Source organism: Paraburkholderia bryophila (assembly GCF_013409255.1).
In the GTDB taxonomy this organism is placed as follows: domain Bacteria; phylum Pseudomonadota; class Gammaproteobacteria; order Burkholderiales; family Burkholderiaceae; genus Paraburkholderia.
Genome location: NZ_JACCAS010000001.1, coordinates 2,915,253 through 2,940,067 on the forward strand (window position 1 = coordinate 2,915,253; position 24,815 = coordinate 2,940,067).

General features: G+C 61.7%; 19 protein-coding genes. 15 read left to right on the forward strand and 4 right to left on the reverse strand.

The features are described from left to right. The first annotated feature begins 146 nt into the window (after positions 1-146). The 8 genes from atpB (at position 147) to GGD40_RS12960 (ending at position 7,222) form a co-directional block, all read left to right on the forward strand. Positions 147-998: a F0F1 ATP synthase subunit A gene (gene atpB, locus GGD40_RS12925; protein ID WP_035554351.1), complete on the forward strand. Its 852-nt coding sequence runs from the start codon at positions 147-149 to the stop codon at positions 996-998. Between the two features lie 97 nt (positions 999-1,095). Then, on the forward strand, positions 1,096-1,365 hold the full coding sequence (gene atpE / locus GGD40_RS12930) for a F0F1 ATP synthase subunit C (RefSeq protein WP_007180033.1): 270 nt from the start codon (positions 1,096-1,098) through the stop codon (positions 1,363-1,365). Between the two features lie 138 nt (positions 1,366-1,503). Then, complete coding sequence (locus tag GGD40_RS12935; RefSeq protein WP_035554353.1) at positions 1,504-1,974, forward strand: F0F1 ATP synthase subunit B; 471 nt, start codon at positions 1,504-1,506, stop codon at positions 1,972-1,974. Between the two features lie 2 nt (positions 1,975-1,976). Beyond that, positions 1,977-2,516 carry a F0F1 ATP synthase subunit delta gene (locus GGD40_RS12940; protein ID WP_035554356.1) on the forward strand — a complete coding sequence of 180 codons (540 nt, stop codon included), beginning with the start codon at positions 1,977-1,979 and terminating at the stop codon, positions 2,514-2,516. A 58-nt stretch (positions 2,517-2,574) separates the two neighbouring features. After that, on the forward strand, positions 2,575-4,116 hold the full coding sequence (atpA, locus tag GGD40_RS12945; protein WP_179743932.1) for a F0F1 ATP synthase subunit alpha: 1,542 nt from the start codon (positions 2,575-2,577) through the stop codon (positions 4,114-4,116). Between the two features lie 128 nt (positions 4,117-4,244). Then, on the forward strand, positions 4,245-5,129 hold the full coding sequence (gene atpG, locus GGD40_RS12950) for a F0F1 ATP synthase subunit gamma (protein WP_179743933.1): 885 nt from the start codon (positions 4,245-4,247) through the stop codon (positions 5,127-5,129). Positions 5,130-5,244: 115 nt separating this feature from the next. Then, positions 5,245-6,639, forward strand: coding sequence for a F0F1 ATP synthase subunit beta (atpD, locus tag GGD40_RS12955; RefSeq protein ID WP_179707681.1), 1,395 nt, complete (start codon positions 5,245-5,247; stop codon positions 6,637-6,639). 157 nt (positions 6,640-6,796) lie between these two features. Next, entirely contained in the window at positions 6,797-7,222 is a 426-nt protein-coding gene (locus GGD40_RS12960; protein WP_012434800.1) for a F0F1 ATP synthase subunit epsilon, read from the forward strand. 123 nt (positions 7,223-7,345) lie between these two features. On the opposite strand, the gene GGD40_RS12965 is transcribed toward GGD40_RS12960, so the two are convergent. Continuing rightward, positions 7,346-8,212 carry a hypothetical protein gene (locus tag GGD40_RS12965; RefSeq protein ID WP_179743934.1) on the reverse strand — a complete coding sequence of 289 codons (867 nt, stop codon included), beginning with the start codon at positions 8,210-8,212 and terminating at the stop codon, positions 7,346-7,348. Between the two features lie 406 nt (positions 8,213-8,618). On the opposite strand from GGD40_RS12965, the gene GGD40_RS12970 reads away from it, so the two are divergent. After that, positions 8,619-10,349, forward strand: coding sequence for an AMP-binding protein (locus GGD40_RS12970; protein ID WP_179743935.1), 1,731 nt, complete (start codon positions 8,619-8,621; stop codon positions 10,347-10,349). A gap of 892 nt (positions 10,350-11,241) precedes the next feature. Here GGD40_RS12970 and GGD40_RS12975 read toward each other — a convergent pair. Then, a complete protein-coding gene (locus GGD40_RS12975) occupies positions 11,242-12,036 on the reverse strand; it encodes a transporter substrate-binding domain-containing protein (RefSeq protein ID WP_179707687.1) in 795 nt (264 codons plus the stop codon). Between the two features lie 217 nt (positions 12,037-12,253). On the opposite strand from GGD40_RS12975, the gene hemE reads away from it, so the two are divergent. Beyond that, on the forward strand, positions 12,254-13,354 hold the full coding sequence (hemE, locus tag GGD40_RS12980; RefSeq protein ID WP_105510148.1) for a uroporphyrinogen decarboxylase: 1,101 nt from the start codon (positions 12,254-12,256) through the stop codon (positions 13,352-13,354). A 464-nt stretch (positions 13,355-13,818) separates the two neighbouring features. Continuing rightward, on the forward strand, positions 13,819-16,065 hold the full coding sequence (locus GGD40_RS12985; protein WP_179744943.1) for a primosomal protein N': 2,247 nt from the start codon (positions 13,819-13,821) through the stop codon (positions 16,063-16,065). Between the two features lie 45 nt (positions 16,066-16,110). Here GGD40_RS12985 and GGD40_RS12990 read toward each other — a convergent pair whose 3' ends face one another. Next, positions 16,111-16,281, reverse strand: coding sequence for a hypothetical protein (locus GGD40_RS12990; protein WP_179707691.1), 171 nt, complete (start codon positions 16,279-16,281; stop codon positions 16,111-16,113). 316 nt (positions 16,282-16,597) lie between these two features. Between GGD40_RS12990 and putA the strand changes: the two genes are divergently transcribed. The 4 genes from putA to GGD40_RS13005 all read left to right on the forward strand — a co-directional run bounded on the left by putA (position 16,598) and on the right by GGD40_RS13005 (position 22,901). Further along, positions 16,598-20,536: a trifunctional transcriptional regulator/proline dehydrogenase/L-glutamate gamma-semialdehyde dehydrogenase gene (gene putA / locus GGD40_RS12995; RefSeq protein WP_179743936.1), complete on the forward strand. Its 3,939-nt coding sequence runs from the start codon at positions 16,598-16,600 to the stop codon at positions 20,534-20,536. An 89-nt stretch (positions 20,537-20,625) separates the two neighbouring features. Next, positions 20,626-21,774 carry a branched-chain amino acid ABC transporter substrate-binding protein gene (locus tag GGD40_RS13000; RefSeq protein WP_179743937.1) on the forward strand — a complete coding sequence of 383 codons (1,149 nt, stop codon included), beginning with the start codon at positions 20,626-20,628 and terminating at the stop codon, positions 21,772-21,774. 192 nt (positions 21,775-21,966) lie between these two features. Beyond that, positions 21,967-22,272 carry a hypothetical protein gene (locus GGD40_RS36675; RefSeq protein WP_373565331.1) on the forward strand — a complete coding sequence of 102 codons (306 nt, stop codon included), beginning with the start codon at positions 21,967-21,969 and terminating at the stop codon, positions 22,270-22,272. 8 nt (positions 22,273-22,280) lie between these two features. Continuing rightward, positions 22,281-22,901 carry a hypothetical protein gene (locus GGD40_RS13005; RefSeq protein WP_179743938.1) on the forward strand — a complete coding sequence of 207 codons (621 nt, stop codon included), beginning with the start codon at positions 22,281-22,283 and terminating at the stop codon, positions 22,899-22,901. A gap of 96 nt (positions 22,902-22,997) precedes the next feature. Here the strand turns inward: GGD40_RS13005 and GGD40_RS13010 are convergent, their stop codons facing one another. Continuing rightward, a complete protein-coding gene (locus tag GGD40_RS13010) occupies positions 22,998-24,722 on the reverse strand; it encodes a thiamine pyrophosphate-binding protein (protein ID WP_179743939.1) in 1,725 nt (574 codons plus the stop codon). Positions 24,723-24,815 lie beyond the last annotated feature (93 nt).

The following is a 24,815-nucleotide window of genomic DNA, read 5'->3' on the forward strand; positions in this document are numbered from 1 at the left end:
AAGCAGCACAAAATTCAGGCTGGCGCGCAGCGCTGGCATCAGGAGTGCGGATATGACACGATCCGCACCCGGCGTGTTCCCGCAATACAGCATTGCTGCGGGAACGGCCTAAGACGATTTTCGACAATTTGGGTGGCTTTAACGATATGGCAGCTAGCGAAGGCACGCGCGCAATGGATCCGTCCGAGTACATCGCGCACCACTTGCAGAACTTTTCCACCGCGCATCAGACGTCGATTTTCGACATTCACGTGTGGAATCTGGACACCCTTTTCTGGTCGATCGTTTGCGGTCTGGCCACCATCTTCATTCTGCATCTCGCTGCCCGCAAGGCAACGTCCGGCGTGCCGGGCCGTTTCCAGTGCGCGATCGAAATGCTGGTCGAAATGGTCGAGGATCAATCGAAGTCGATGATCCACGGCTCGCGTACCTTCATCGCACCGCTGGCCCTGACCGTGTTCGTCTGGGTCGCGCTGATGAACTCGCTCGACTTTATCCCTGTGGACCTGCCGGGCAAGATCATTGGCTTGCTGGGTCTGTCCGAAGTCATCCCGCACCACCGCATCGTGCCGACCGCCGACCTGAACGGTACGCTCGGTATCGCCCTCGGTGTGTTCGCGCTGATGATTTACTACAACATCAAGATCAAGGGCGCCGGCGGCTTCGTGCATGAACTGCTGTCCGCTCCGTTCGGTGCGCATCCGCTGCTGTGGATCCCGAACCTTGCACTGAACATCATCGAGTTCGTCGCCAAGACGGTCTCGCTCGGCATGCGGCTGTTCGGCAACATGTACGCGGGCGAACTGTTGTTCCTGCTGATTGCCCTGCTCGGGAGCATGTGGGGTTTCGGCGCGGACGTGTCGGTGCTTGGCTTCATCGGCCATGTGATCGCAGGCACGGTTTGGGCGATCTTCCACATTTTGATCGTTCTGCTGCAGGCGTTCATTTTCATGATGCTGACGCTGGTGTACCTCGGCCAGGCTCACGATACCCACTAGTAGCGGCTGCACGTCGCGAATAGTTTTTGGTTTTAGCTTTAGTTTTTTAAATCCCAGTTCCAACCAGTTCTAAAAGACTTTTCACAAAGGAGTGATCATGCAAGCTTTCATCGCCAACATCCAGGGTCTGACCGCCATCGGTATCGGCATCATCATCGGCCTGGGTGCAATCGGCGCCTGTATCGGTATCGGCCTGATGGGCGGCAAGTACATCGAAGCATGTGCTCGTCAGCCGGAATTGATGAACCCGCTGCAAACCAAGATGTTCCTGCTGGCTGGTCTGATCGATGCGGCGTTTCTGATTGGCGTTGGTGTGGCAATGCTGTTCGCGTTCGCGAACCCGCTGCTGTCGAAGCTGGCAGGCTGAGGTTCCTCGGAAGTTTGCGCCTGAGCTATAACTGGTAAAGGCGCAGGGCGGAACGGGCACTTGGGCGCTGATCGAATACAGAATCGATGAGCGCCTTGCCGTTTCACTTTCCGAACTAGCAACGTTTAAGGAAACACCGTGAATCTTAACGCAACCCTGTTTGCGCAAATGGTCGTGTTCCTGATCCTCGCGTGGTTCACGATGAAGTTCGTGTGGCCGCCGTTGATCAACGCCCTCGACGAGCGCTCGAAGAAGATTGCTGACGGTTTGTCGGCTGCTGAAAAGGGCAAGGCTGAACTCGAAGCCGCTCATAAGCGCGTCGACCAGGAACTCGCTCAGGCACGCAACGACGGTCAGCAACGTATTGCCGACGCAGAAAAGCGCGCTGTGACAGTCGCTGACGAAATCAAGGCGCAAGCACACGCTGAAGCCGCTCGCATCATCGCGCAAGCGAAGGCCGACGCGGACCAGCAAGTCGTGAAGGCGCGCGAAACGCTGCGCGGCGAAGTCGCTTCACTCGCAGTGAAGGGCGCTGAACAGATCCTGAAGCGCGAAGTCGACCAGGCAGCTCACGCTGACCTGCTGAATCAACTGAAAGCCGAGCTCTGATCATGGCCGAACTTGCAACCATCGCCCGTCCGTACGCAGAAGCGCTGTTTGGCGTGGCCGAAGCTGGTGACATCGCCGCCTGGTCCACGCTCGTGCAGGAGCTGGCACAGGTTGCGCGTCTGCCCGAAGTGCTGTCGATCGCCTCGAGCCCGAAAGTAAGCCGCGCCCAAGTCAGCGAACTGCTGCTGGCCGCGGTCAAGTCGCCGCTCAAGGACGACGCGCAAGCGAAGAATCTGGTGCAAATGCTGGTGGATAACCATCGCCTGCAATTGCTGCCGGAAATCGCTACGCAGTTCGAAGAGTTGAAGAATGCCCGCGAAGGGGCGGCCGATGTGCTGATCGTCAGCGCATTCCCGCTCGAAGGCGCGCAGTTGAACGACCTCGTCGCAAGTCTCGAACGCAAGTTCCACCGCAAGCTGAAGCCGACGGTCGAAGTCGACTCGTCGCTGATTGGCGGTGTGCGCGTGACGGTTGGCGACGAAGTGCTCGATACCTCGGTCCGCGCGCGGCTTGCCAGCATGCAGACGGCTCTGACGGCCTGAAGCGCGTAACGCGCTGAAGCGGCTGGCACGCAACAGAATTGACTATCAGGAGCGAATAATGCAACTCAATCCCTCTGAGATCAGCGAGCTGATCAAGAGCCGGATCCAGGGCCTTGACGCGAGCGCAGACGTTCGCAACCAGGGCACCGTGATCTCCGTGACCGACGGTATCGTGCGTATTCACGGCCTGTCGGAAGTGATGCAAGGCGAAATGCTCGAATTTCCGGGCAACACCTTCGGTCTCGCGCTGAACCTCGAGCGCGACTCGGTCGGCGCCGTGATTCTGGGTGAGTACGAACACATTTCGGAAGGCGACATCGTCAAGACGACGGGCCGCATTCTCGAAGTGCCGGTGGGTCCGGAACTGCTCGGCCGCGTGGTCGATGCACTCGGCAACCCGATCGACGGCAAGGGCCCGATCAACGCGAAGAAAACCGACGCAATCGAAAAGATTGCACCGGGCGTGATCTGGCGTAAGTCGGTTTCGGAACCGGTCCAAACCGGTCTGAAGTCGATCGACGCGATGGTGCCGGTTGGCCGTGGCCAGCGTGAGCTGATCATTGGCGACCGCCAGTGCGGCAAGACCGCAGTCGCTGTCGACGCGATCATCAACCAGAAGGGCAAGAACCTCTTCTGTATCTACGTCGCGATCGGCCAGAAGGCTTCGTCGATCATGAACGTGGTTCGCAAGCTGGAAGAAACCGGCGCGCTGGAATACACGATCGTCGTCGCCGCTTCGGCGTCGGAATCGGCTGCGATGCAATACCTCGCACCGTACGCCGGCTGCACGATGGGCGAATACTTCCGCGACCGCGGTCAAGACGCGCTGATCGTGTATGACGATTTGACCAAGCAAGCTTGGGCATACCGTCAGATCTCTCTGCTGCTGCGCCGTCCGCCGGGCCGTGAAGCTTATCCGGGTGACGTGTTCTATCTGCACTCGCGTCTGCTGGAACGTGCGGCTCGCGTCTCGGAAGAGTACGTCGAGAAGTTCACGAACGGCGAAGTGAAGGGCAAGAGCGGTTCGCTGACGGCACTGCCGGTCATTGAAACGCAAGCGGGCGACGTGACCGCATTCGTTCCGACGAACGTGATCTCGATTACCGACGGCCAGATCTTCCTGGAAACCGACCTTTTCAACGCAGGTATCCGCCCGGCCATTAACGCCGGCGTGTCGGTGTCGCGCGTTGGTGGTGCGGCTCAGACCAAGGTCGTGAAGAAGCTGTCGGGCGGTATCCGTACCGACCTCGCGCAGTACCGTGAGCTGGCTGCGTTCGCGCAGTTCGCGTCGGACCTCGACGAAGCGACCCGCAAGCAACTGGAGCGCGGCCGCCGCGTGACGGAATTGCTGAAGCAGCCGCAGTATCAACCGCTGCAAGTGTGGGAACTGGCGGTCGCGCTGTTCGCCGCGAACAACGGTTACCTCGACGATCTGGAAGTCTCGCAAGTCCTGCCGTTCGAAAAGGGCCTGCGCGAACATCTGAAGTCGAGCCACGCTGACCTGGTCAAGCGCATCGAAGATACCAAGGAACTCTCGAAGGACGACGAAGGCCTGCTGCACACGGCCCTCAAAGACTTCAAGAAGTCCGGCGCTTATTGATCCGCGAGTGATCCGCAAGGCATAAACGGACCTTGAAGCGGCGCGGGCCGCATGAGAATGCTCCCGCGCTGCTTCGATGGGCCCGAGTCAGTGCTAAAGCGCTAACTCGGGCCGACAAGGAGCAAGCAATGGCTGGAATGAAGGAAATTCGCGGCAAGATCAAGAGCGTGCAAAACACGCGCAAGATCACGAAAGCGATGGAGATGGTGGCCGCATCGAAGATGCGCCGCGCTCAGGAGCGCATGCGCGCTGCTCGCCCGTATGCCGACAAGGTCCGCGATATCGCTGCACACATGAGCCGTGCGAACCCGGAGTATCGTCACCCGTTCATGGTGTCGAACGAAGGCGCGAAGGCGGCCGGCATCATCCTCGTGACGACCGACAAGGGTCTGTGCGGCGGCATGAATACCAACGTGCTGCGTGCGTCGGTGCAGAAGTTCAAGGAACTGGAAGGCCAGGGCAAGACGATCGAAGCAACTGCGATCGGCACCAAGGGTTTGGGTTTCCTGAACCGTTTGCGCGCCAAGGTGGTGTCGAACGTCGTGCATCTGGGCGATACGCCGCATCTGGAAAAGCTGATCGGCGCGGTGAAGGTGCAGCTCGACCTGTACTCGGAAGGCAAGGTTTCGGCGGTGTACCTCGCGTACACGCGCTTCGTCAACACGATGAAGCAGGAGCCGGTGATCGAGCAACTGCTGCCGCTGTCGGCAGAACAGTTCGAGCGCAAGGAAGTAGACGGCACGACGCCGAGCACGCAGTGGGACTACATCTACGAGCCGGATGCGCAGGCAGTGGTGGACGAACTGCTGGTGCGTTATGTCGAAGCGCTGGTCTATCAGGCCGTCGCGGAAAACATGGCATCGGAGCAGTCGGCACGAATGGTCGCGATGAAGGCCGCTTCGGACAATGCGAAGACGGTCATCAACGAACTGCAGCTCGTGTACAACAAGAGCCGTCAGGCCGCGATCACGAAAGAACTGTCGGAAATCGTCGGTGGCGCGGCGGCTGTCTGACCGTGACGGTCAAGCAAGCTGCCACGGGTGTGCCCGTGTGGCGCACCCGTCCAGGCGACCCCACCGAAACTGCGCCTTTGCGCGAGTGAAGAATTGAGTATCTAAAGGAAAAGCGATGAGTACTACTGCTTTGGTAGAAGGCAAGATCGTACAGTGCATCGGCGCGGTGATCGACGTGGAATTCCCGCGTGCAACCATGCCGAAGATTTACGACGCGCTCATTCTCGAAGGTTCGGAACTGACCCTCGAAGTCCAGCAACAACTGGGCGACGGCGTTGTCCGTACCATCTGTCTGGGTGCATCGGACGGCCTGCGTCGCGGTACGGTCGTGAAAAACACGGGTAAGCCGATCAGCGTGCCGGTCGGCAAGCCGACTCTGGGCCGGATCATGGACGTGCTGGGTCGCCCGATCGACGAAGCCGGCCCGATCAACTCGGACGTGGTTCGCGGTATTCACCAGAAGGCTCCGGCGTTCGACGAACTGTCGCCGTCGACCGAACTGCTCGAAACCGGCATCAAGGTTATCGACCTGATCTGCCCGTTCGCGAAGGGCGGCAAGGTGGGTCTGTTCGGCGGCGCCGGTGTGGGCAAGACCGTGAACATGATGGAACTGATCAACAACATCGCTAAGGAACACGGTGGTTACTCCGTGTTCGCCGGTGTTGGCGAGCGTACCCGCGAAGGGAACGACTTCTATCACGAAATGAAGGACTCGAACGTTCTCGACAAGGTCGCGCTGGTGTACGGCCAGATGAACGAGCCGCCGGGCAACCGTCTGCGCGTTGCGCTGACCGGCCTGACGATGGCTGAGCACTTCCGTGACGAAGGTCTGGACGTGCTGTTCTTCGTCGACAACATCTACCGTTTCACGCTGGCAGGCACGGAAGTGTCGGCACTGCTCGGCCGTATGCCGTCGGCAGTGGGCTATCAGCCTACTTTGGCTGAAGAAATGGGTAAGCTGCAAGAGCGTATTACGTCGACCAAGACTGGCTCGATCACGTCGGTGCAGGCCGTGTACGTCCCTGCGGATGACTTGACCGACCCGTCGCCGGCTACGACTTTCGGCCACTTGGACGCAACCGTCGTGTTGTCGCGTGACATCGCTTCGCTGGGTATCTACCCGGCAGTCGACCCGCTCGATTCGACCTCGCGTCAGATCGACCCGAACGTGATCGGCGAAGAGCACTACGCAATCACGCGCGGCGTGCAGCAAACGCTGCAGCGCTACAAGGAACTGCGCGACATTATCGCGATTCTGGGCATGGACGAACTCGCGCCGGAAGACAAGCTCGCCGTTGCGCGCGCTCGTAAGATTCAGCGTTTCCTGTCGCAGCCGTTCCACGTCGCTGAAGTGTTCACGGGCTCGCCGGGCAAGTACGTGCCGCTGAAGGAAACGATCCGTGGCTTCAAGATGATCGTTGAAGGCGAGTGCGACCACCTGCCGGAACAAGCGTTCTACATGGTCGGCACGATCGACGAAGCCTTCGAAAAGGCCAAGAAGATCCAGTAAAGGTCGGGTGTAACGAAGCGGGCGCCGGCCTCGCGCGTATCGGTACCGAACGGTAGCGGAACGCAAAGCCGGCGCCTCTTACTACGTTCAACCCAGCCTTGCATGAGACGAGGGGAAGCGCTAAAGCGCCCACTCTCGTCGACAGGAGTCGACACTTATGGCAACTATTAAAGTAGACGTCGTCAGCGCGGAAGAGCAGATCTTCTCGGGCCAGGCGAAGTTCGTCGCGCTGCCGGGCGAAGCCGGTGAACTCGGCATTCTGCCGGGCCACACGCCGCTCATCACGCGGATTCGTCCGGGTGCGGTGCGCATTGAAGCTGAAAACGGCGAAGAAGAGTTTGTGTTCGTCGCTGGCGGCATCCTCGAAATCCAGCCGGGCGCTGTGACGGTTCTCGCCGACACCGCAATTCGTGGCAAGGATCTCGACGAGGCCAAGGCTGAAGATGCACGCAAGCGTGCGGAAGAAGCGCTGCAGAACACGGGTTCGAACCTTGAGTACGCCACCGCGCAAGCGGAACTCGCGTACGCGACGGCTCAGCTCGCTGCGATCCAGCGTCTGCGCAAGCTGCGCGGTCAGAACTAAAAGCGGTTAAGCGTTTCCCAGATTTGGCGACGTGTGTCGCTACCTCCGGCGGAACGGCAAGAATGAAAAAGGGCTCCTGATAGGAGCCCTTTTTTACGTCCGCTTGCGGATCGATGTGGCGCGTCAGGCTTTTGGATCGTTTTGAACGAACGCCTGCATGTTCAGACGCGTCAGTTGGTCCTGGTTTCGATTCAGATGCATGTTGGCGATATCCGTCTCGGCGTGATACGGGACGCCCGCATAACGATTCAGATAGGCGCCAAAACGCGACCAGTTCCTATCGCCTTGCGAGAGCGTCGAGTCGTGAACGTCGTTCATGAAGGTCCTATATTCCGACGACGACGCTTCGGCGTTCGTCATCTTGCCGTTTTGAACGCGATTGAGATTGGTCGATATCCGGTCGAAGGCCTGGTCGGATAAACCGACCTGCAATCGCGAAAGTCCATCGTTCACGAGTTTGACGCTGTTCGCGTAGCTCCCCGGCTCGCTGACACTCCGGATCACACCGAGTTGGGTGCCGAGCGCCTGGCGATTGGTGTTGTGGTCCGCCGCGCCGTGACTCGAAGAGTTGGCCGGTGTCTTGTCGAAAAGACCGCCGCCCTTGAGTCCCACGTTGTTATGCAGCGCGAAGTTGCCGTCGGCATCGCGCCGTATCGGGTATTGGGGTTTGTAGGCCCTGTCGGGCTGCCAGACGCGCAAAGTGCCGTTGTCGGCGTCGTAGCGCACCGGGTACCAGCTGGAATTGTGATGGAGGTATTGACCGCCGCCCGCGTCACGATAGAGGTCCGGTTGCTGCGTGACCGGCGATAGCTCGCCTGCGGGGCGCTCAATGGCATAGGCGGGCGGAAAATCAGGCGCCAATTCGCGCGAGGCGCCGCCGTTCGCCGCGTCGTGCGGATTCAAGGCCGGCGTGGGCCTCGGCGCATCCAGTCGGGTTTGCGTGTCCGCCATGTCCGCAGCCGGATGAAACGTGTTGCTGACTACTCTCATTTCAATTTCCTTCGAAGCGTCGAGTTCACGGCGTCATCGATCATCGCGCTGCCGGATAGGCCGGCGTGGAATAACTGCGGTGATTCGGGGCGCCACCCGGTCGCGAGCGACTAGCGCGTCGCGATCGTTCGGTTTGCGTGAGCGAACAGGACAGCCACGGTGATCGTTGTCCTTCGCCGGCATTCCGCGTCACCATCTTCGCCGCGCTCGCGGTGACCGGGGACGCTAACCGCGCGCGCCATGACCACGGTCGATAACGCCACACAATTCGTCAATGGGCATGACGGGGTAACACCACCGGCCTGCGGTGCGGGTAAGACTTGATGCCGCCGCGCTAGGCGCTAGTGGCACAATCGGTTTCAAATTCATTTCAATAGAGCAACGATTGCCTCTCGGAGACTTCACCATGGCAGGTCAAGTAACAGACGAAAGTGCGCTCATCGAGCCCCGCGATGGCATCTCTTACGTGCGCGGCTCGACGCAGGTCCCGCTCAGCGATGCGACGGTGAGTCAGTTTCTTCGGGACACAGCACAACGTTTTCCAACCAGGCCGGCCGTAGTTTTCCGGGAGCAGGGCATCCGCTGGACATGGCAGGAATTCGCCGACGAAGTCGACGTGCTCGCGTCGGGGCTGGCCGCGCTCGGCATCGTAAAGGGCGATCGTGTCGGGATCTGGTCACCCAACCGCGTCGAATGGCTGCTGACCCAATTCGCCACCGCGCGGATCGGCGCCGTGCTGGTGAATATCAATCCCGCCTACCGTCTGGCCGAACTCGAATACGCGCTGAACAAGGTGGACTGCAAGGCGATCATTGCGGCGGAGCGCTTCAAGTCGTCGATGTATCTGCAGATGCTGCAGGAGCTCGCGCCCGAACTGGCGAGCGCCGCGCCCGGCGACCTGCATGCCGCGCGTCTGCCGGGGCTGCGGATCGTGATCCGCATGTGCGATACCGAGACGCCCGGCATGCTGTCGTTTTCGGAGGTGGTTGAGCAGGGCCGTGCGACGTTCGACCTCGCCAGACTCGACGCAGCCGCCGCGACGCTGCACGCCGACGAGCCGATCAATATCCAGTTCACCAGCGGCACGACCGGCAACCCGAAAGGCGCGACGCTGACGCACCGGAACGTGGTCAACAATGCGCGCTATATCGCGATGGCGATGTGCCTGAGCGAGCAGGACGGCCTGTGCATTCCCGTGCCGCTTTATCACTGCTTCGGCATGGTGTTGTCGGTGCTGGCGTGCGTGTCGGTCGGCGCCAACATGGTGTTCCCCGGCGAGGGCTTCGACCCGGCGGCGACGCTGGCCGCGGTTGCGGAAGAAAAATGCACCGCGCTGCATGGTGTGCCGACCATGTTCATCGCCGAACTCGACCACCCTGATTTCGCCACATACGATTTGTCGCGCCTGCGCACCGGCATCATGGCCGGTTCACCGTGTCCGATCGAGACGATGAAGAAGGTCGTCTCCAGAATGCACCTGAGCGAGATCACCATTGCCTACGGCATGACGGAAACGAGCCCGGTGTCGTTCCAGAGTTCGACCACGGACCCGCTGGACAAGCGAACGACAACCGTCGGCCGTATCCAGCCGCACCTTGAAGTGAAGATCGTCGATCCGCTCGGCGAGATAGTTCCGGTGGGCGAAACCGGGGAGCTTTGTACGCGCGGCTATTCGGTGATGCAAGGCTATTGGGGCGACGAGGCGAAGACGCGCGAAAGCATCGAAGATGGCTGGATGCACACCGGCGATCTGGCAACGCTCGACGCCGACGGCTACTGCAACATCGTCGGCCGGCTGAAAGACATGCTGATTCGCGGCGGCGAGAACATCTATCCGCGCGAGATCGAGGAGTTTCTGTTCCGCCACCCGAAGATCCAGAGCGTGCAGGTGTTTGGCGTGCCGGATGCGAAATACGGCGAGGAGGTTTGCGCGTGGGTGGTATTGCGTTCCGGTGAGCAGGCCACCGCGGAAGATATCCAGCAATTCTGCCAAGGCCAGATTGCGCACTACAAGGTGCCGAAGTACATCCGCTTCGTCGACGAATTGCCGATGACGGTGACCGGCAAAGTGCAGAAATTCATCATGCGCGAGCGGATGATCAGCGAACTGAAGCTGCAGGAAAACAAGACGGCTTAACTTTAGGGCGGGCCGGCCGATCGACAGACGCCGCGCCAGCAAGTCATCTTGCGGCGCGGCTTCCGGATGGAGAAGATTGGTCAAAACCGTTTGCTGTGCAAGCCCGCGCGAGCCGTTAGCTGGCTGCGAACAGACTCCAACCGGCGCGATACCGTACCGCGCAAACGTTTGACCGGGCGAAAAAAAAGCGGGCCTGGAGCCCGCTAAAAACCACACGCTACGGGGTTAGCGCGAGGAGACCAAAGTTGGAACCAACTGAGACGACGCCCCAGCGTCGACTACGGCCCCAGCAGGGATGCCCCTTCACAGGGCTTCGGCATACGCCGACCGGCAAGTGCATCGTATCCGCTCACACCACACACCCAGCCACATCCGTGTTGAAACCGTTGAGGGCATTGTGGGCGAATTAATCTACGAGCGCGGTAACAAAGTGTTTCAGGTTGTAACGCCCGCCAGATAAGGCGTTGCGGGACATATTGCCAAATAAAAACGTTTTAAACGTAAGTATTACCGATGACTTGCCCGCAATTTCATACGCCTGATTGATGCTATTCGCGACGCATGGCGCGGCGTAATCCATTCAGTCGATTCCGCATGAAATAGTTGCATCCTCATCTTCTTTCTCAAGAATCGCCTGTGTTACATGGGCTTTTCCGGTTCGAGAAATTAATCAGATAAAACGAACTGCGGCGTGCTGCATTGCGGAACGTCAAGCTAAGGAGAAGGCCGGGACGGGGCCGATTCATGGGAGGCAATACGGCCACATTGTTCGGCTTTCGCTTAACTCGTCGGCGTTCCGTTACATGATCCTGTGGGGGATGCGGCCCTATCAATGAGCCGAATCGCCGCCCGTTCTTCAAAAAACCGACCCGCACCGCTCAACCTGGCGGCTTTATTTCAGCCATTTATCCGAGATCGCCTGATATTCGCCCGTCGCGCGTGCAAGGTGCAGCCACTGGTCAACATACTGCTGGAACGTCACGTCGCCACGCGGCAGCAGCCAGGCTTTCTCACCGTACTGGAACGGTTTGTCAGGATGCACCGAACACAGGCCCGGATTCAGCTTTTGCTGCAGCAAGGTTTCCGACGCATCCGTCACCATCACGTCGGCCTTGCCGGCCAGGATCTGCTTGAAGATCGTCACGTTGTCCGGATAAACAGTGAGGTTCGCATGCGGAAAGTATTGTTTCGCGAACCGTTCGTTGGTGCCGCCCGGGTTGACAATCACCCGCGTGCCCGGCTGGTCGATCTGCGCGACGGTTTGATACTTGTTGACGTCGTCGCAGCGAACAATCGGCGTTTTGCCGTCCACCATGTACGCCTGCGTGAAGAATGCGCGCTTTTGCCGTTCGAGCGTCGGCGACACCCCGCCCACGCCGATATCGCATTTGGCGACGAAGTCGTTCATCAGATTCGACCACGACGTTTTGACGTACTCCACCTTCACGCCGAGCGACTTGGCGAGCGACTCCGTCATGTCGATGTCGATGCCCTCGAACTGGCCGTCCGGCTTGTAGAACGAGTAAGGCTTGTAGTCGCCGGTCGTGCACGCGCGCAGCGTGCCGCGCGCAAGAATGTCGTCGAGCCGGGAGGGCGCCGCGGCGGTGCTGGTCTGCGCCACGGCCACCCCTGCGTGCATCAAAACCCCGGCCAGTGCGCCGAGCAGTGCGAGTGCTGCCTTGTTCATGGAGTCTCCTTGTGTGCGTGTAATTGTCCGGTAAGGTGGTCGGATAATAGCCCGGCAATTCGGGCTTGAACATTAGCCGTTCAGCTGAGTCGTCATGGGCATTGGGCGCCACCAGGCGCGGCCGCCGGCCGGTTGCGCAACAGTTATTGCCCGCATCAAGCGCGATGCCGGGAGCCGGGTCCGGTAAAATGCCCCTTTGCCCTCAGTCGTACGCACCGTGGCCCATAAACTCCTGAACGACACTTTCCTGCGCGCGCTGCTGCGCCAGCCGACCGACTACACGCCGATCTGGTTGATGCGGCAAGCTGGCCGCTATCTGCCGGAATACAACGCCACACGTGGCCGCGCGGGCAGTTTCCTTGGGCTCGCGAAGAACCCGGCGTTCGCAACGGAGGTCACGCTGCAACCGCTCGAGCGCTATCCGCTCGACGCCGCCATTCTGTTTTCCGACATCCTCACGGTGCCGGACGCCATGGGCCTCGGCCTCGAGTTCGTCACGGGAGAGGGGCCGAAATTCGCCCGCCCGGTGCGCACCGAAGACGACGTCGCGCGTCTCGCGGTGCCGGATATCGACGCCACGCTGCGCTACGTGACCGACGCCGTGCGTGAAATCCGCACCGCGCTCACGGACGCACAAGGCCGCCAGCGCGTGCCGCTGATCGGCTTTTCGGGCAGCCCGTGGACGCTCGCGTGCTACATGGTTGAAGGTGGCGGTTCGGCCGACTTCCGCACCGTCAAATCGATGCTCTACGCGCGCCCGGACCTGATGCATCGCATTCTCGAGATCAATGCGCGCTCGGTGGCGGCGTACCTGAACGCGCAGATCGAAGCCGGCGCGCAAGCCGTCATGATTTTCGACACGTGGGGCGGGGCACTGGCTGACGGCATCTACCAACGCTTCTCGTTGCAGTACATCCAGCAGGTGGTGAGCCAGTTGAAGCGCGAACACGACGGCGAAAAAGTGCCGGTGATCACCTTCACGAAGGGCGGCGGCCTGTGGCTCGACGAAATCGCCGAGATCGGCGTGGACGCGGTCGGCCTCGACTGGACCGTGAATCTCTCCAAAGCGCGCGAACGTGTCGGCGGTAAGGTGGCGCTGCAGGGCAATATCGACCCGTCGGTGCTGTTTGCGCCGCCGGCGGCGATCCGCATGGAAGCGCGCGCCGTGCTCGACAGCTTCGGCAATCATCCGGGCCATGTCTTCAATCTGGGCCACGGCATCTCGCAATTCACGCCGCCGGAAAATGTCGCCGAGCTCGTTGACGAAGTGCATCGTCATAGCCGGGCGATTCGAAGCGGCGCGCATGCACCGGCGTGATGCTGTAATCGTTACCGTTTTTGCTGCAACGCGGCAAAGTGGGCTCTCGCTCTAAGGGAAAATTGGCATGCCACAGGCCGTCGGATGGCGGTCCTGAGAAAGTCAAGACTTGACTTATGCACATTCTTCACGCTGCGGCGCGGTAGAAGCTTTCGTCGTACCGTGGCCCTTGCACTTTGCCGGCGCATTTGATCTAAGCCTTGTCTGGCAAGGGTTTCAGGGGTTCGCGGCGAAACGTGCGGAAACCCACAGAACGCCGCTGCGGCGCGCTTCGCGGGCCTTTCCAGCGAAGTTCTCAACAAAGTTATCCACAGGCACGCGGACCGATTGCAATTGTTCAGCCGAATCCAAAACTTAGCGCCGAAATTGAAGTTTTACTTTAACTTCGACGGGTTCGGCACGCGCTCAACATGCACGGAGATGCGGCGTCGTGCCGCGCCGGTGCATCCGCTTCGGCTTGCCGCGTGAGCGACGTGTTCGTCCGCGTTGCGCTGGATCATCCGCTGCCGACGCTGTTCGACTACCGGTGCGACACGCCCGAACTCGCCGAGCCCGGCATGCTGGTCAGCGTGCCGTTCGGCAAGCGCCACGTGGTGGGGCTCGTCTGCGAAGTAACCGCTCACAGTGACGTGCCGTCCGACCGGCTCCGCGCCGTGAGCGCCGTATGCACGGCGTGTCCACCGGTGTCGGCGGAATGGCTCGCGTTGGCCGCCTTCGCCGCGGACTACTATCAACGCGGCCTCGGCGAAGTCGCGCTGCCGGCGTTGCCTCAGGCGCTGCGCGACGCTTCGCGTTGGTCGCGCCTGTTCGCGCCCGAAGAGCGCTACAGCCTCACGTCCGAAGGGCGCGCGGCGTTGCCCGACGCGTTGCCGGCGCGCGCCAGCGCGCTGCGCAAGCTCGCCCAGGCACTTACCGAAGCCGATTTCCTGCTGGCCGCCGACGCACGTGCGCTGCACCCGAAAGCAATCGCAACCTTCGAAGCATGGCTAACGCAAGGCTGGGTTGCGCTGGAGGTGATCGAGGCGGCCGACGTAGTCGGCGCAGCGGCATCACCGGAGACGCCCGCGCCCACGCTACCCAAGCTTACCGACGAACAAGCCGTCGCCGTCGAGGCCATTCGCGACGCGAACGGTTTCGCGCCGTTCCTGCTGCACGGCGTGACGGGCAGCGGCAAAACCGAGGTCTATCTACGCGCGCTCGCCGAAATTCTCGCGGCCAAGCCGGACGCCCAGGCGCTCGTCCTCGTCCCCGAAATCAATCTGACACCGCAATTCGAGGCGGCCTTCCGCGCCCGCTTTGCCGCGCTCGAAGGGACGTCGATCGTCACGCTGCACAGCGGTCTCGCGGAAGGCGAACGCGCGCGCAACTGGTTCGCCGCGCACACCGGTCGCGCCCGTATCGTGCTCGGCACGCGGCTCGCGATCCTCGCGTCGCTGCCGAAGCTGGCGGTGATCGTCGTCGATGAAGAACACGATCCGGCCTACAAGCAGCAGGAAGGTTTGCGCTATTCGGCGCGCGATCTGGCGATCTATCGCGCCAAGCAACTGGGTTTGCCGGTCGTGCTCGGCTCGGCGACGCCGTCGCTGGAAAGCTGGTGGCAGGCCGACCAGGGGCGCTACAAGCGCCTCACGCTGTCGCGCCGAGCGGTGGCGGACGCCGTGTTGCCCACCGTTAGGCTGATCGATCTGGAAGAAGAGCGGAGGCGCGGACGGGCGTCGGTGGAAGGTCTGTCAGGGCCGCTGATTGCCGCGCTGAAGGCCCGGCTTGAACGCGGCGAGCAAAGCCTCGTATTCCTGAACCGTCGCGGCTACGCGCCGCAACTTGCCTGCGACGCCTGCGGCTGGGTCGCCGGTTGTCCGCGCTGTAGCGCTTACGTGGTGCTGCACAAGCCCGAGCGTGCGCTGCGTTGCCACCACTGCGGCTGGGAGTCGCGCATTCCGCGCTCGTGTCCCGAGTGCGGCAACGTCGACATCGAGCCGATGGGGCGCGGCACGCAACGCGTCGAAGAAACGCTCGCGAGCGCGGTGCCCGGCGCCCGCGTGTTGCGCATCGACGCCGACAGCACGCGCCGCAAAGGCAGCGCGCAGGCGCTGTTCTCCGACGTTCACGCCGGCGAAGTCGATATTCTGGTCGGTACGCAGATGATCGCGAAGGGCCACGACTTTCAGCGCGTGTCGCTGGTGGGGGTGCTGAACGCGGACACCGCGCTGTTTTCGCACGACTTCCGCGCGAGCGAGCGTCTCTTCGCGCAACTCATGCAGGTGAGCGGCCGGGCCGGCCGCTCAGGTTTGCCCGGCGAAGTACTGGTGCAGACGCGTTATCCGCGCCACGCGCTGTATCACGCGTTGGGTCGTCACGACTACGTCGGCTTCGCCAATTCGACCTTGGCCGAGCGCCGCGACGCGCATTTGCCACCGTTCGTTTATCAGGCCCTGCTGCGCGCCGAAGGGCGCACGCTCGAGGCCGCGATTGCGTTCCTGCAACAGGCCGCCGCGGCGCTGACCGGCATTCCGGCCGCTGAACGCGTGACCGTCTACGACGCAGTGCCGCTCACCATCGTCAAGGTGATGCACGTACATCGCGCGCAGTTGCTGATCGAAAGCGCGTCAAGGGCGGCTTTGCAGGCAACTTTGCGCGGGTGGCAGCCGCTGCTGCGCGGCTTGAAAGGCGTGCTGCGCTGGAGTGTCGAAGTCGATCCACTCGACATCTGACGGCCAACGCGCGTCATTCGCAGCACGCGCACCAATCAACTCAAATCAATCGTTCAACGCTGTCCGCGTATCGCCGGCCGATGCACGCGATGCCGCGCGCGTGCGTCCTTCGACCGCCGAGCGTTTGTCCGCGCCGCCCGTTGCGCCACGAATAAACAGCACCGCGCAAGTCGCACACATTGCCCAGATGCCCAATACCACCAGCCACTTTTCCATTTCACCGATCCTCTAAAACGCCAAACCCCGTTTCGTTTTTTTGCGTGCCGTGAGGCCGCTTGCCGCCCTGTTCTCTATAACGGCGCGCCGTCCCGTTTGATAAGGGTAAAAGCAAAAAGAATCACGCCAGGGAAAGTACTGATCGAAACCCGCTCCGCCGCACGCGGCGCCGTCGGGCGCAAACCCCCGCCCCGCAAGGATTTAAAGAAGGTGCAACCATATGTTTGGTATGGTTGCACCTTTTTATTGAGAGGCGTACGATTCGCCAACTTTTAGTCTTTCGCCGGGCATTCGTCTGGTATCCGAAGAAGGAAACATGGCTAGCACCACCCTTGGCGTCAAGGTCGACGACCTCCTGCGTTCCCGGCTGAAAGATGCCGCCACTCGCCTCGAACGCACTCCGCATTGGCTCATCAAGCAGGCGATCTTCGCTTACCTCGAAAAGATCGAGCACGGCCAATTGCCGCCGGAGTTGTCCGGGGTAACGGGTTCCGCCGACCTGGCCGATGGCGCCGCGGTCGAACAGGAAGAAGACGGTGCGTCGCATCCGTTCCTCGACTTCGCGCAAAACGTGCAACCGCAGTCGGTGCTGCGCGCGGCGATCACCGCCGCTTACCGCCGTCCGGAGCCGGAGTGCGTGCCGTTCCTGCTGGGTCAGGCGCGCTTGCCGGCCAACCTCGCCGGCGACGTGCAAGCCATGGCTCACAAGCTGGTCGAGACACTGCGTACGAAGAGCAAGGGTGGCGGCGTCGAAGGGCTGATCCACGAATTCTCGCTGTCGAGCCAGGAAGGCGTCGCGCTGATGTGCCTCGCCGAAGCGCTGCTGCGTATTCCTGACCGCGCCACGCGTGACGCGCTGATTCGCGACAAGATCAGCAAGGGCGACTGGAAGTCGCACGTCGGCCAGGCGCCGTCGCTGTTCGTCAACGCCGCGACGTGGGGTTTGATGATCACCGGCAAGCTGGTGACGACCAATAGCGAAACGAGTCTTTCGTCGGCGCTCACGCGTTTGATCGGCAAGGGCGGCGAGCCGTTGATCCGCAAGGGCGTGGACATGGCGATGCGCCTGATGGGCGAGCAGTTCGTCACCGGCGAGAACATCTCCGAAGCGCTGGCCAACAGCCGTAAGTACGAAGCGCGCGGTTTCCGCTACTCGTACGACATGCTCGGCGAGGCGGCCACTACCGAAGCCGACGCGCAGCGCTACTACGCGTCGTACGAGCAGGCGATCCACGCGATCGGCAAGGCCGCCGGCGGCCGTGGCATCTACGAAGGCCCGGGCATTTCGATCAAGCTCTCCGCGCTGCACGCACGCTACTCGCGTTCGCAGCAGGAACGCACCATGAGCGAACTGCTGCCGCGCGTGCGCTCGCTCGCGATCCTCGCGCGCCGTTACGACATCGGTTTGAACATCGACGCCGAAGAGGCCGACCGCCTCGAAATCTCGCTGGATCTGCTCGAAGCGCTGTGCTTCGATCCGGAACTGGCGGGCTGGAACGGCATCGGTTTCGTGATCCAGGCGTATCAGAAGCGCTGCCCGTTCGTGATCGATTACGTGATCGATCTGGCGCGCCGCAGCCGTCATCGCGTGATGGTGCGCCTCGTGAAGGGCGCGTACTGGGACACCGAAATCAAGCGTGCGCAAGTGGACGGCCTCGAAGGCTATCCGGTCTACACGCGCAAGATCTATACGGACGTGTCGTACCTCGCCTGCGCGAAGAAGCTGCTCGGCGCGCCGGACGCGGTGTATCCGCAGTTCGCCACGCACAACGCGCACACGCTGTCGGCGATCTATCACCTCGCGGGCAACAACTACTATCCCGGCCAGTACGAGTTCCAGTGCCTGCACGGCATGGGCGAACCGCTGTACGAAGAAGTGACCGGCCCGCTGTCCGCTGGGAAGCTGAACCGTCCGTGCCGCGTGTACGCGCCGGTCGGCACGCATGAAACGCTGCTCGCGTATCTCGTGCGCCGTCTGCTGGAGAACGGCGCGAACACGTCGTTCGTGAATCGTATCGCCGACGAAAACGTCGCTATTAAAGACCTGATCGCCGACCCGTCCGACGAAGCGTCGAAGATCACGCCGCTCGGCGCGCCGCACGCGAAGATTCCGCTGCCGCGCAATCTGTTCGGCGCCGAGCGTCTCAATTCAATGGGCCTCGATCTGTCGAACGAACACCGGCTGGCGTCGCTGTCGTCGGCGTTGCTGGCGAGCGCGCATCATCCGTGGCGCGCCGCGCCGATGCTCGAGGACAACGAGATCGCCGTGGGCACCGCACGCGACGTGCGCAATCCCGCCGATCAGCGCGACCTCGTCGGCACGGTGGTCGAATCGACGCCGGAGCACGTGAGCGCCGCGTTGGCTCACGCCGTGGCCGCCGCGCCGATCTGGCAAGCCACGCCGGTCGATGCGCGCGCCGATTGCCTTGCCCGTGCCGCCGATCTGCTCGAAGCGCAGATGCACACGCTGATGGGTCTGGTGGTGCGCGAAGCCGGCAAGTCGCTGGCGAATGCCGTCGCGGAAATCCGCGAAGCGATCGACTTTCTGCGCTACTACTCGACGCAGATTCGCAACGAGTTTTCGAACGACACGCATCGGCCGCTCGGCCCGGTGGTTTGTATCAGCCCGTGGAATTTCCCGCTGGCGATTTTCATGGGCCAGGTGGCCGCGGCGCTCGCCGCCGGCAACACCGTGCTCGCGAAGCCGGCTGAGCAAACGCCGCTGATCGCCGCGCAAGCCGTGCGAATTCTGCGCGAAGCCGGCGTGCCGGCCGGTGCGGTGCAACTGCTGCCGGGCAACGGCGAAACGGTCGGTGCCGCGTTGGTGGCCGATCCGCGGACCCGCGCGGTGATGTTCACCGGCTCGACCGAAGTCGCGCGTCTGATCAACAAGACGCTGTCGAGTCGCCTCGATCCGGACGGCAAGCCGATTCCGCTGATCGCCGAAACGGGCGGCCAGAACGCGATGATCGTCGACTCCTCTGCGCTCGCCGAACAGGTGGTGGCGGACGTGTTGCAGTCGTCGTTCGATTCGGCCGGTCAACGGTGTTCCGCGTTGCGCGTTCTTTGTCTGCAGGACGATGTCGCGGACCGCACGCTCGAAATGCTGACCGGCGCGATGCGCGAACTGGCGGTGGGTAATCCGGACCGTTTGTCGATCGACGTCGGTCCGGTGATCGACCTCGACGCGAAGCGCGGTATCGACGCGCACGTCGCGGCGATGCGCGAGAAAGGCCGCAAGATCGAACAACTGCCGATGCCGGACGGCTGCGCGCAAGGCACCTTCGTGCCGCCGACGCTGATCGAGCTCGACAGCATCGACGAACTGAAGCGCGAAGTGTTCGGCCCGGTGCTGCACGTGGTGCGTTATCGCCGCAGCCAGTTGGACAAGTTGCTCGAACAGATCCGCACGACGGGTTACGGCCTGACGCTCGGCATTCACACGCGGATCGACGAAACGATCGCTCACGTGATCAGCCGCGCGCACGTCGGCAATATTTATGTGAACCGCAACGTGATCGGCGCGGTGGTGGGTGTGCAGCCGTTCGGCGGCGAAGGTCTGTCGGGCACGGGTCCGAAAGCGGGCGGCGCGTTGTATCTGCAACGTCTGCTGGCCAAGCGTCCGGCTGGTTTGCCGAAGTCGCTGGCGCAGTCGTTGATCGCCGACGTACCGCAAGGCAATGAAAACAGCGACAATCCGTCCGCCGCGCTGACCGCGTTGCGTGACTGGCTGATCGCCGAACGTCAGCCGCAATTGGCCGCACGTTGCGACGGCTATCTGTCGCATGTGCCGGCAGGAGCAACGGCGGTATTGTCGGGGCCCACCGGCGAGCGCAACACCTACACGCTGGGCGCGCGCGGCACGGTGCTGTGTGTGGCGTCGACGGCGAGCGGCGCGCGCGTGCAGTTCGCTGCGGCGCTGGCTACCGGAAATCACGCGTTGTTCGAAGGCGCGGCCGGCGAACAATTGGTGTCGCAACTGCCCGCCTCGCTGAAGTCGCATGCGAGCGTGAAGAAGAGTGCCGACACACCGTTCGACGCCGTGCTGTTTGAGGGCGATAGCGACGAATTGCTCGCGCTGGTGAAGGAAGTGGCGAAGCGCACCGGGCCGATCGTGTCGGTGCAAGGCGTCGCGGCGCGCGCGCTGGAAAGCGGCGACGAGGACTACACGCTGGAGCGTCTGCTGACGGAACGCTCGGTCAGCGTGAATACCGCGGCAGCCGGCGGTAATGCGAATTTGATGACGATTGGTTGAGCGACCCTCTTTCCGATCTTTTCAACAAAACGGAAGCGGTACGGCGACCCCGAAACCGCTCCATCCACACCTGGTACCAAGGAGAAGCTATGCAACACAAGATGAAACAGCTGGCAGGCGCGGCATTGGTTGCGGCGATGTCGCTGGCGGGGACGGCCAACGCTCAATCGACGGAAGACGTGAAGGTCGGTTTCGCCGGCCCGATGACGGGTGCGCAGGCGCACTACGGCAAAGACTTCCAGAACGGCATCGTGCTGGCAGTGGAAGACATGAACGCGAGCAAGCCGATGATCGGCGGCAAGCAGGTTCGTTTCGTGCTGGATTCGGCCGACGACCAGGCTGACCCGCGCACCGGCACGACCGTCGCGCAGAAGCTGGTGGATGACGGTATTAAGGGCATGCTGGGCCACTTCAATTCGGGCACCACGATTCCGGCGTCGCGCATTTACGCGAACGCGGGCATCCCCGAAATCGCCATGGCAACGGCGCCGGAATACACGCAACAAGGCTTCAAGACCACGTTCCGCATGATGACGTCCGACACGCAGCAAGGTTCGGTCGCCGGCACGTTCGCGGTCAAGACGCTGGGCATGAAGAAGATCGTGATCGTCGACGACCGCACGGCTTATGGCCAGGGTCTGGCGGATCAGTTCGAGAAGGCAGCGAAGGCAGCGGGTGGCCAGATCGTCGATCGTGAATACACGAACGACAAGGCTGTCGACTTCAAGTCGATCCTGACGAAGCTGAAGGCAGTCCAGCCGGACCTGATCTACTACGGCGGCGCGGATTCGCAAGCAGCGCCGATGGTCAAGCAGATGAAGGCACTGGGCATCAAGGCGCCGCTGATGGGCGGCGAAATGGTCCACACGCCGACGTTCATCCAGATCGCGGGTGACGCAGCGAACGGCACGGTGGCATCGCTCGCCGGTCTGCCGCTGGAACAAATGCCGGGCGGCAAGGACTACGTTGCGAAGTACAAGAAGCGTTTCAACGAAGACGTGCAAACGTACTCGCCGTACGCTTATGACGGCGCAATGGCAATGTTCGACGCAATGAAGAAGGCCAACTCGACCGATCCGGCGAAGTACCTGCCGCTGCTCGCGAAGACTTCGATGCCGGCAGTGACGTCGTCGAACCTGGCTTACGACGGCAAGGGCGACCTGAAGAACGGTGGCATCACGCTGTACAAGGTGGTGGATGGTAAGTGGACGACGCTGCAAAGCGTGGGCGGGAAGTAAGCTTTTTGGGCTTGCTTTGACGTCGTAGAGAACCCCGCTCCGGCGGGGTTTTTTTATGGCTTGCCGAGGTTGTATTGCGACTTGTTTGGGCTCGACAGTTAGGCTTCTCCCGAAAAAAAATTCATCGACAATCCACGAACGCGGCGCGACGTGGATCACGCCAATTAATACGAGAACTGTCGTATAATGGAGGTGAGGTTGTCGATACCAAGTCATTACCGTTTAGTGAAGCGCGCGGTCATCTCCGCGCTCAGATCCGGCAGATTCCAGCACGAGGCCCGTGCGAGCATCGCTGTGAAAAACCTGCTGTCGACCGGAGAGGTCACCGCTCAATTCGTCGAGTCCGTCATTACGAGAAGCGACGGGACGCAATACAGTTCATCCCCTCATCACAGCGCTCCATCCGTGGACGTTCATATCATTGAGTGCGGTGGCTGGTACGTGAAGTTTTATTTCTTGGGTGACCCGGAAACGGTGTTTATCAGCGTGCATCAGTGAGTGAAACAATGAAGATGAAACTGTACGAAGAGGGCGAAAAGAGCAAGGCGGTTTGCCACCACTGCAAGCAGCTTGTGAGCACGACTTTCACGCGGCGCGATGTGCCTTTCAGCGACGGGAAAGGTGAGGTGAAGAACATCCTCTCGGCGGTGTGCGATGTGTGCGACCAAGTGGTCGCCGTTCCCGCGCAATCCACTCCGGCGATTCGTGAGGCGCGTCAGAAAGAGGTCAGGCCGATCGAGGCACAACTTCCCGCCATCTATCTCGACGTGCTCGACCTGGCCGCGTATATGGTCGACAGTGCGAGCTCGACCGAATTTCGCAAGGTGCTCATGATGCTTTATTTGCATCGGTTTGCATCTGGCGAATATCCACGCTCAAGACTGGTTAAGGCGCATGAGCTAACGATCGAGCGGTTCAAGGAGCGTCGCGGCGCAGCGCGTCGACGGCTTTCAATGAAGGTCACGCCTCGTATCGCCGAAGACCTGAAGGCGCTAATGGACGCCACGACCATGACGCAGACGCAGATCATCAAGTCAGTGATCTATCAAATCCAATGCGACGTGATTGAGTCTCAGAAGCCGGCCTTACTGAAGGAACTTGTCGCACTGGCGATCATTTACGCTTAGTGAAAGCGCTTGAGAAACAAGAAAGCCCTGCGGTTCTCTGAATCGCAGGGCTTTTTATTGGTAGCTTCGCTGCATGCGTCGCGTGCCAAACCCGCGCTACGCTTCCCCGCGCAACTTCCTCCCCTGCTCACGAATCTGCTCCAGTGTCGCCCCCGGCGTACTCGCCTCCTGCGGCATGCGAATCTCGATCACCGCTGCGCGCTTCGCTTCCATTGCGCGTTGCAAGGCCGGCAGAAAATCCTCCGTGCGCTCCACCGTTTCGCCGTGCGCGCCGAACGATCGCGCGAACGCCGCGAAGTCCGGATTAGTCAATCCGGTGCCATGCACCCGCCCAGGATAATGCCGCTCCTGATGCATCCGGATCGTGCCGAAGTGGCCGTTGTTCACGACGATAAAAAGCACATGCAAGTCGTACTGCATTGCCGTCGCGAGTTCTTGCGCCGACATCATGAAGCAGCCGTCGCCGGCTAGCGCAACGACAGCGCGCTGCGGATAGAGCGACTTCGCCGCGATCGCCGCCGGCACGCCGTAGCCCATCGCGCCGCTCGTCGGTGCGAGCTGCGAGCGATAGTGCCGATACGAAAAATGCCGATGCAGCCACGTCGCGTAATTGCCCGCGCCGTTCGTGAGAATCGCGTCGTCCGGCAGATGCGCGCGCAATTGCTGGATCACTTCGCCCATTTGCACATCGCCCGGAATCTGGCGCGGCTTGCGCCAGTCGAGATACGCGCGGTGCGCTTCGTCCGCTGCTCCTCGCCAGGCCAGCTCGTCGGTAGAGGCAGGTTTCATCGCCGCAAGCATGGCCGCCAACTCGGGCATGCCGGAGACGATCGGTAGATCCGCGGCATACACGCGTCCCAATTCGTCCGCGCCTTGATGGACGTGAACGAGCGTCTGCTTCGTTTTCGGAATGTCCAGCAACGTATAGCCGTTGGTCGTGGCTTCGCCTAAACGCGGACCGAGCGCGAGCAGCAAATCCGCGTCGTGGATACGCTTTGCGAGCGCCGGATTGATGCCGAGGCCGACATCGCCCGCGTAGCTCGGATGCTCGTTGTCGAGCGTGTCCTGAAAGCGGAACGCGAGCCCAACCGGCAACTGCCAGTTCTCGACGAAGCGCCGGAAATCCGCGCAGGCCTCCGGCGTCCAACCGCTGCCGCCCGCGATCACCATGGGCCGCTGCGCGCCCTCCAGCAGTTGCCGCAACCTCTCAATCTGCGCGACCGACGGCGACGCCGCCACGCGCTGATAAGCCGGCGCGCCGGCGACGGCATCACACGCCTCGCTCAGCACATCTTCCGGCAACGACAACACCACCGGCCCAGGCCGTCCCGACGTCGCGGTGTGAAACGCATGACTCAGATATTCGGGAATGCGCTTCGGATCGTCGATCTGCGCGACCCACTTCGCCATCTGACCGAACATGCGCCGATAGTCGATCTCCTGAAACGCCTCGCGATCCAGATGCTCGCGCGCGCATTGGCCGATCAGCAAAATCATCGGTGTGGAGTCTTGAAACGCGGTGTGCACGCCGATCGATGCATGCGTGGCGCCCGGCCCGCGCGTGACGATCGCAACGCCCGGGCGACCGGTCAATTTACCGACCGCTTCGGCCATATTCGCGGCGGCGGCCTCGTGACGGCAAACGACGGTCTGGATGCGTTCCGTCTCATCGTGCAGCGAATCCAGCACAGCGAGAAAACTCTCGCCGGGTACACAGAAAACACGTTCGACACCATGCGTGAGCAAGGCATCGACAACGAGACGCGCGCCAGTGGTTTGAGCGGCGACGGAACCTGAAACGGGAGCATTCGGCAGCGACATTGCGATGAAGCCTCCAGGCAGTGCGTGAGTGCGATCTGAGATTGCCGCATCGGCGAAGAGGGGAGCCGATCGGCGCTTCGACAGCTTACGCCG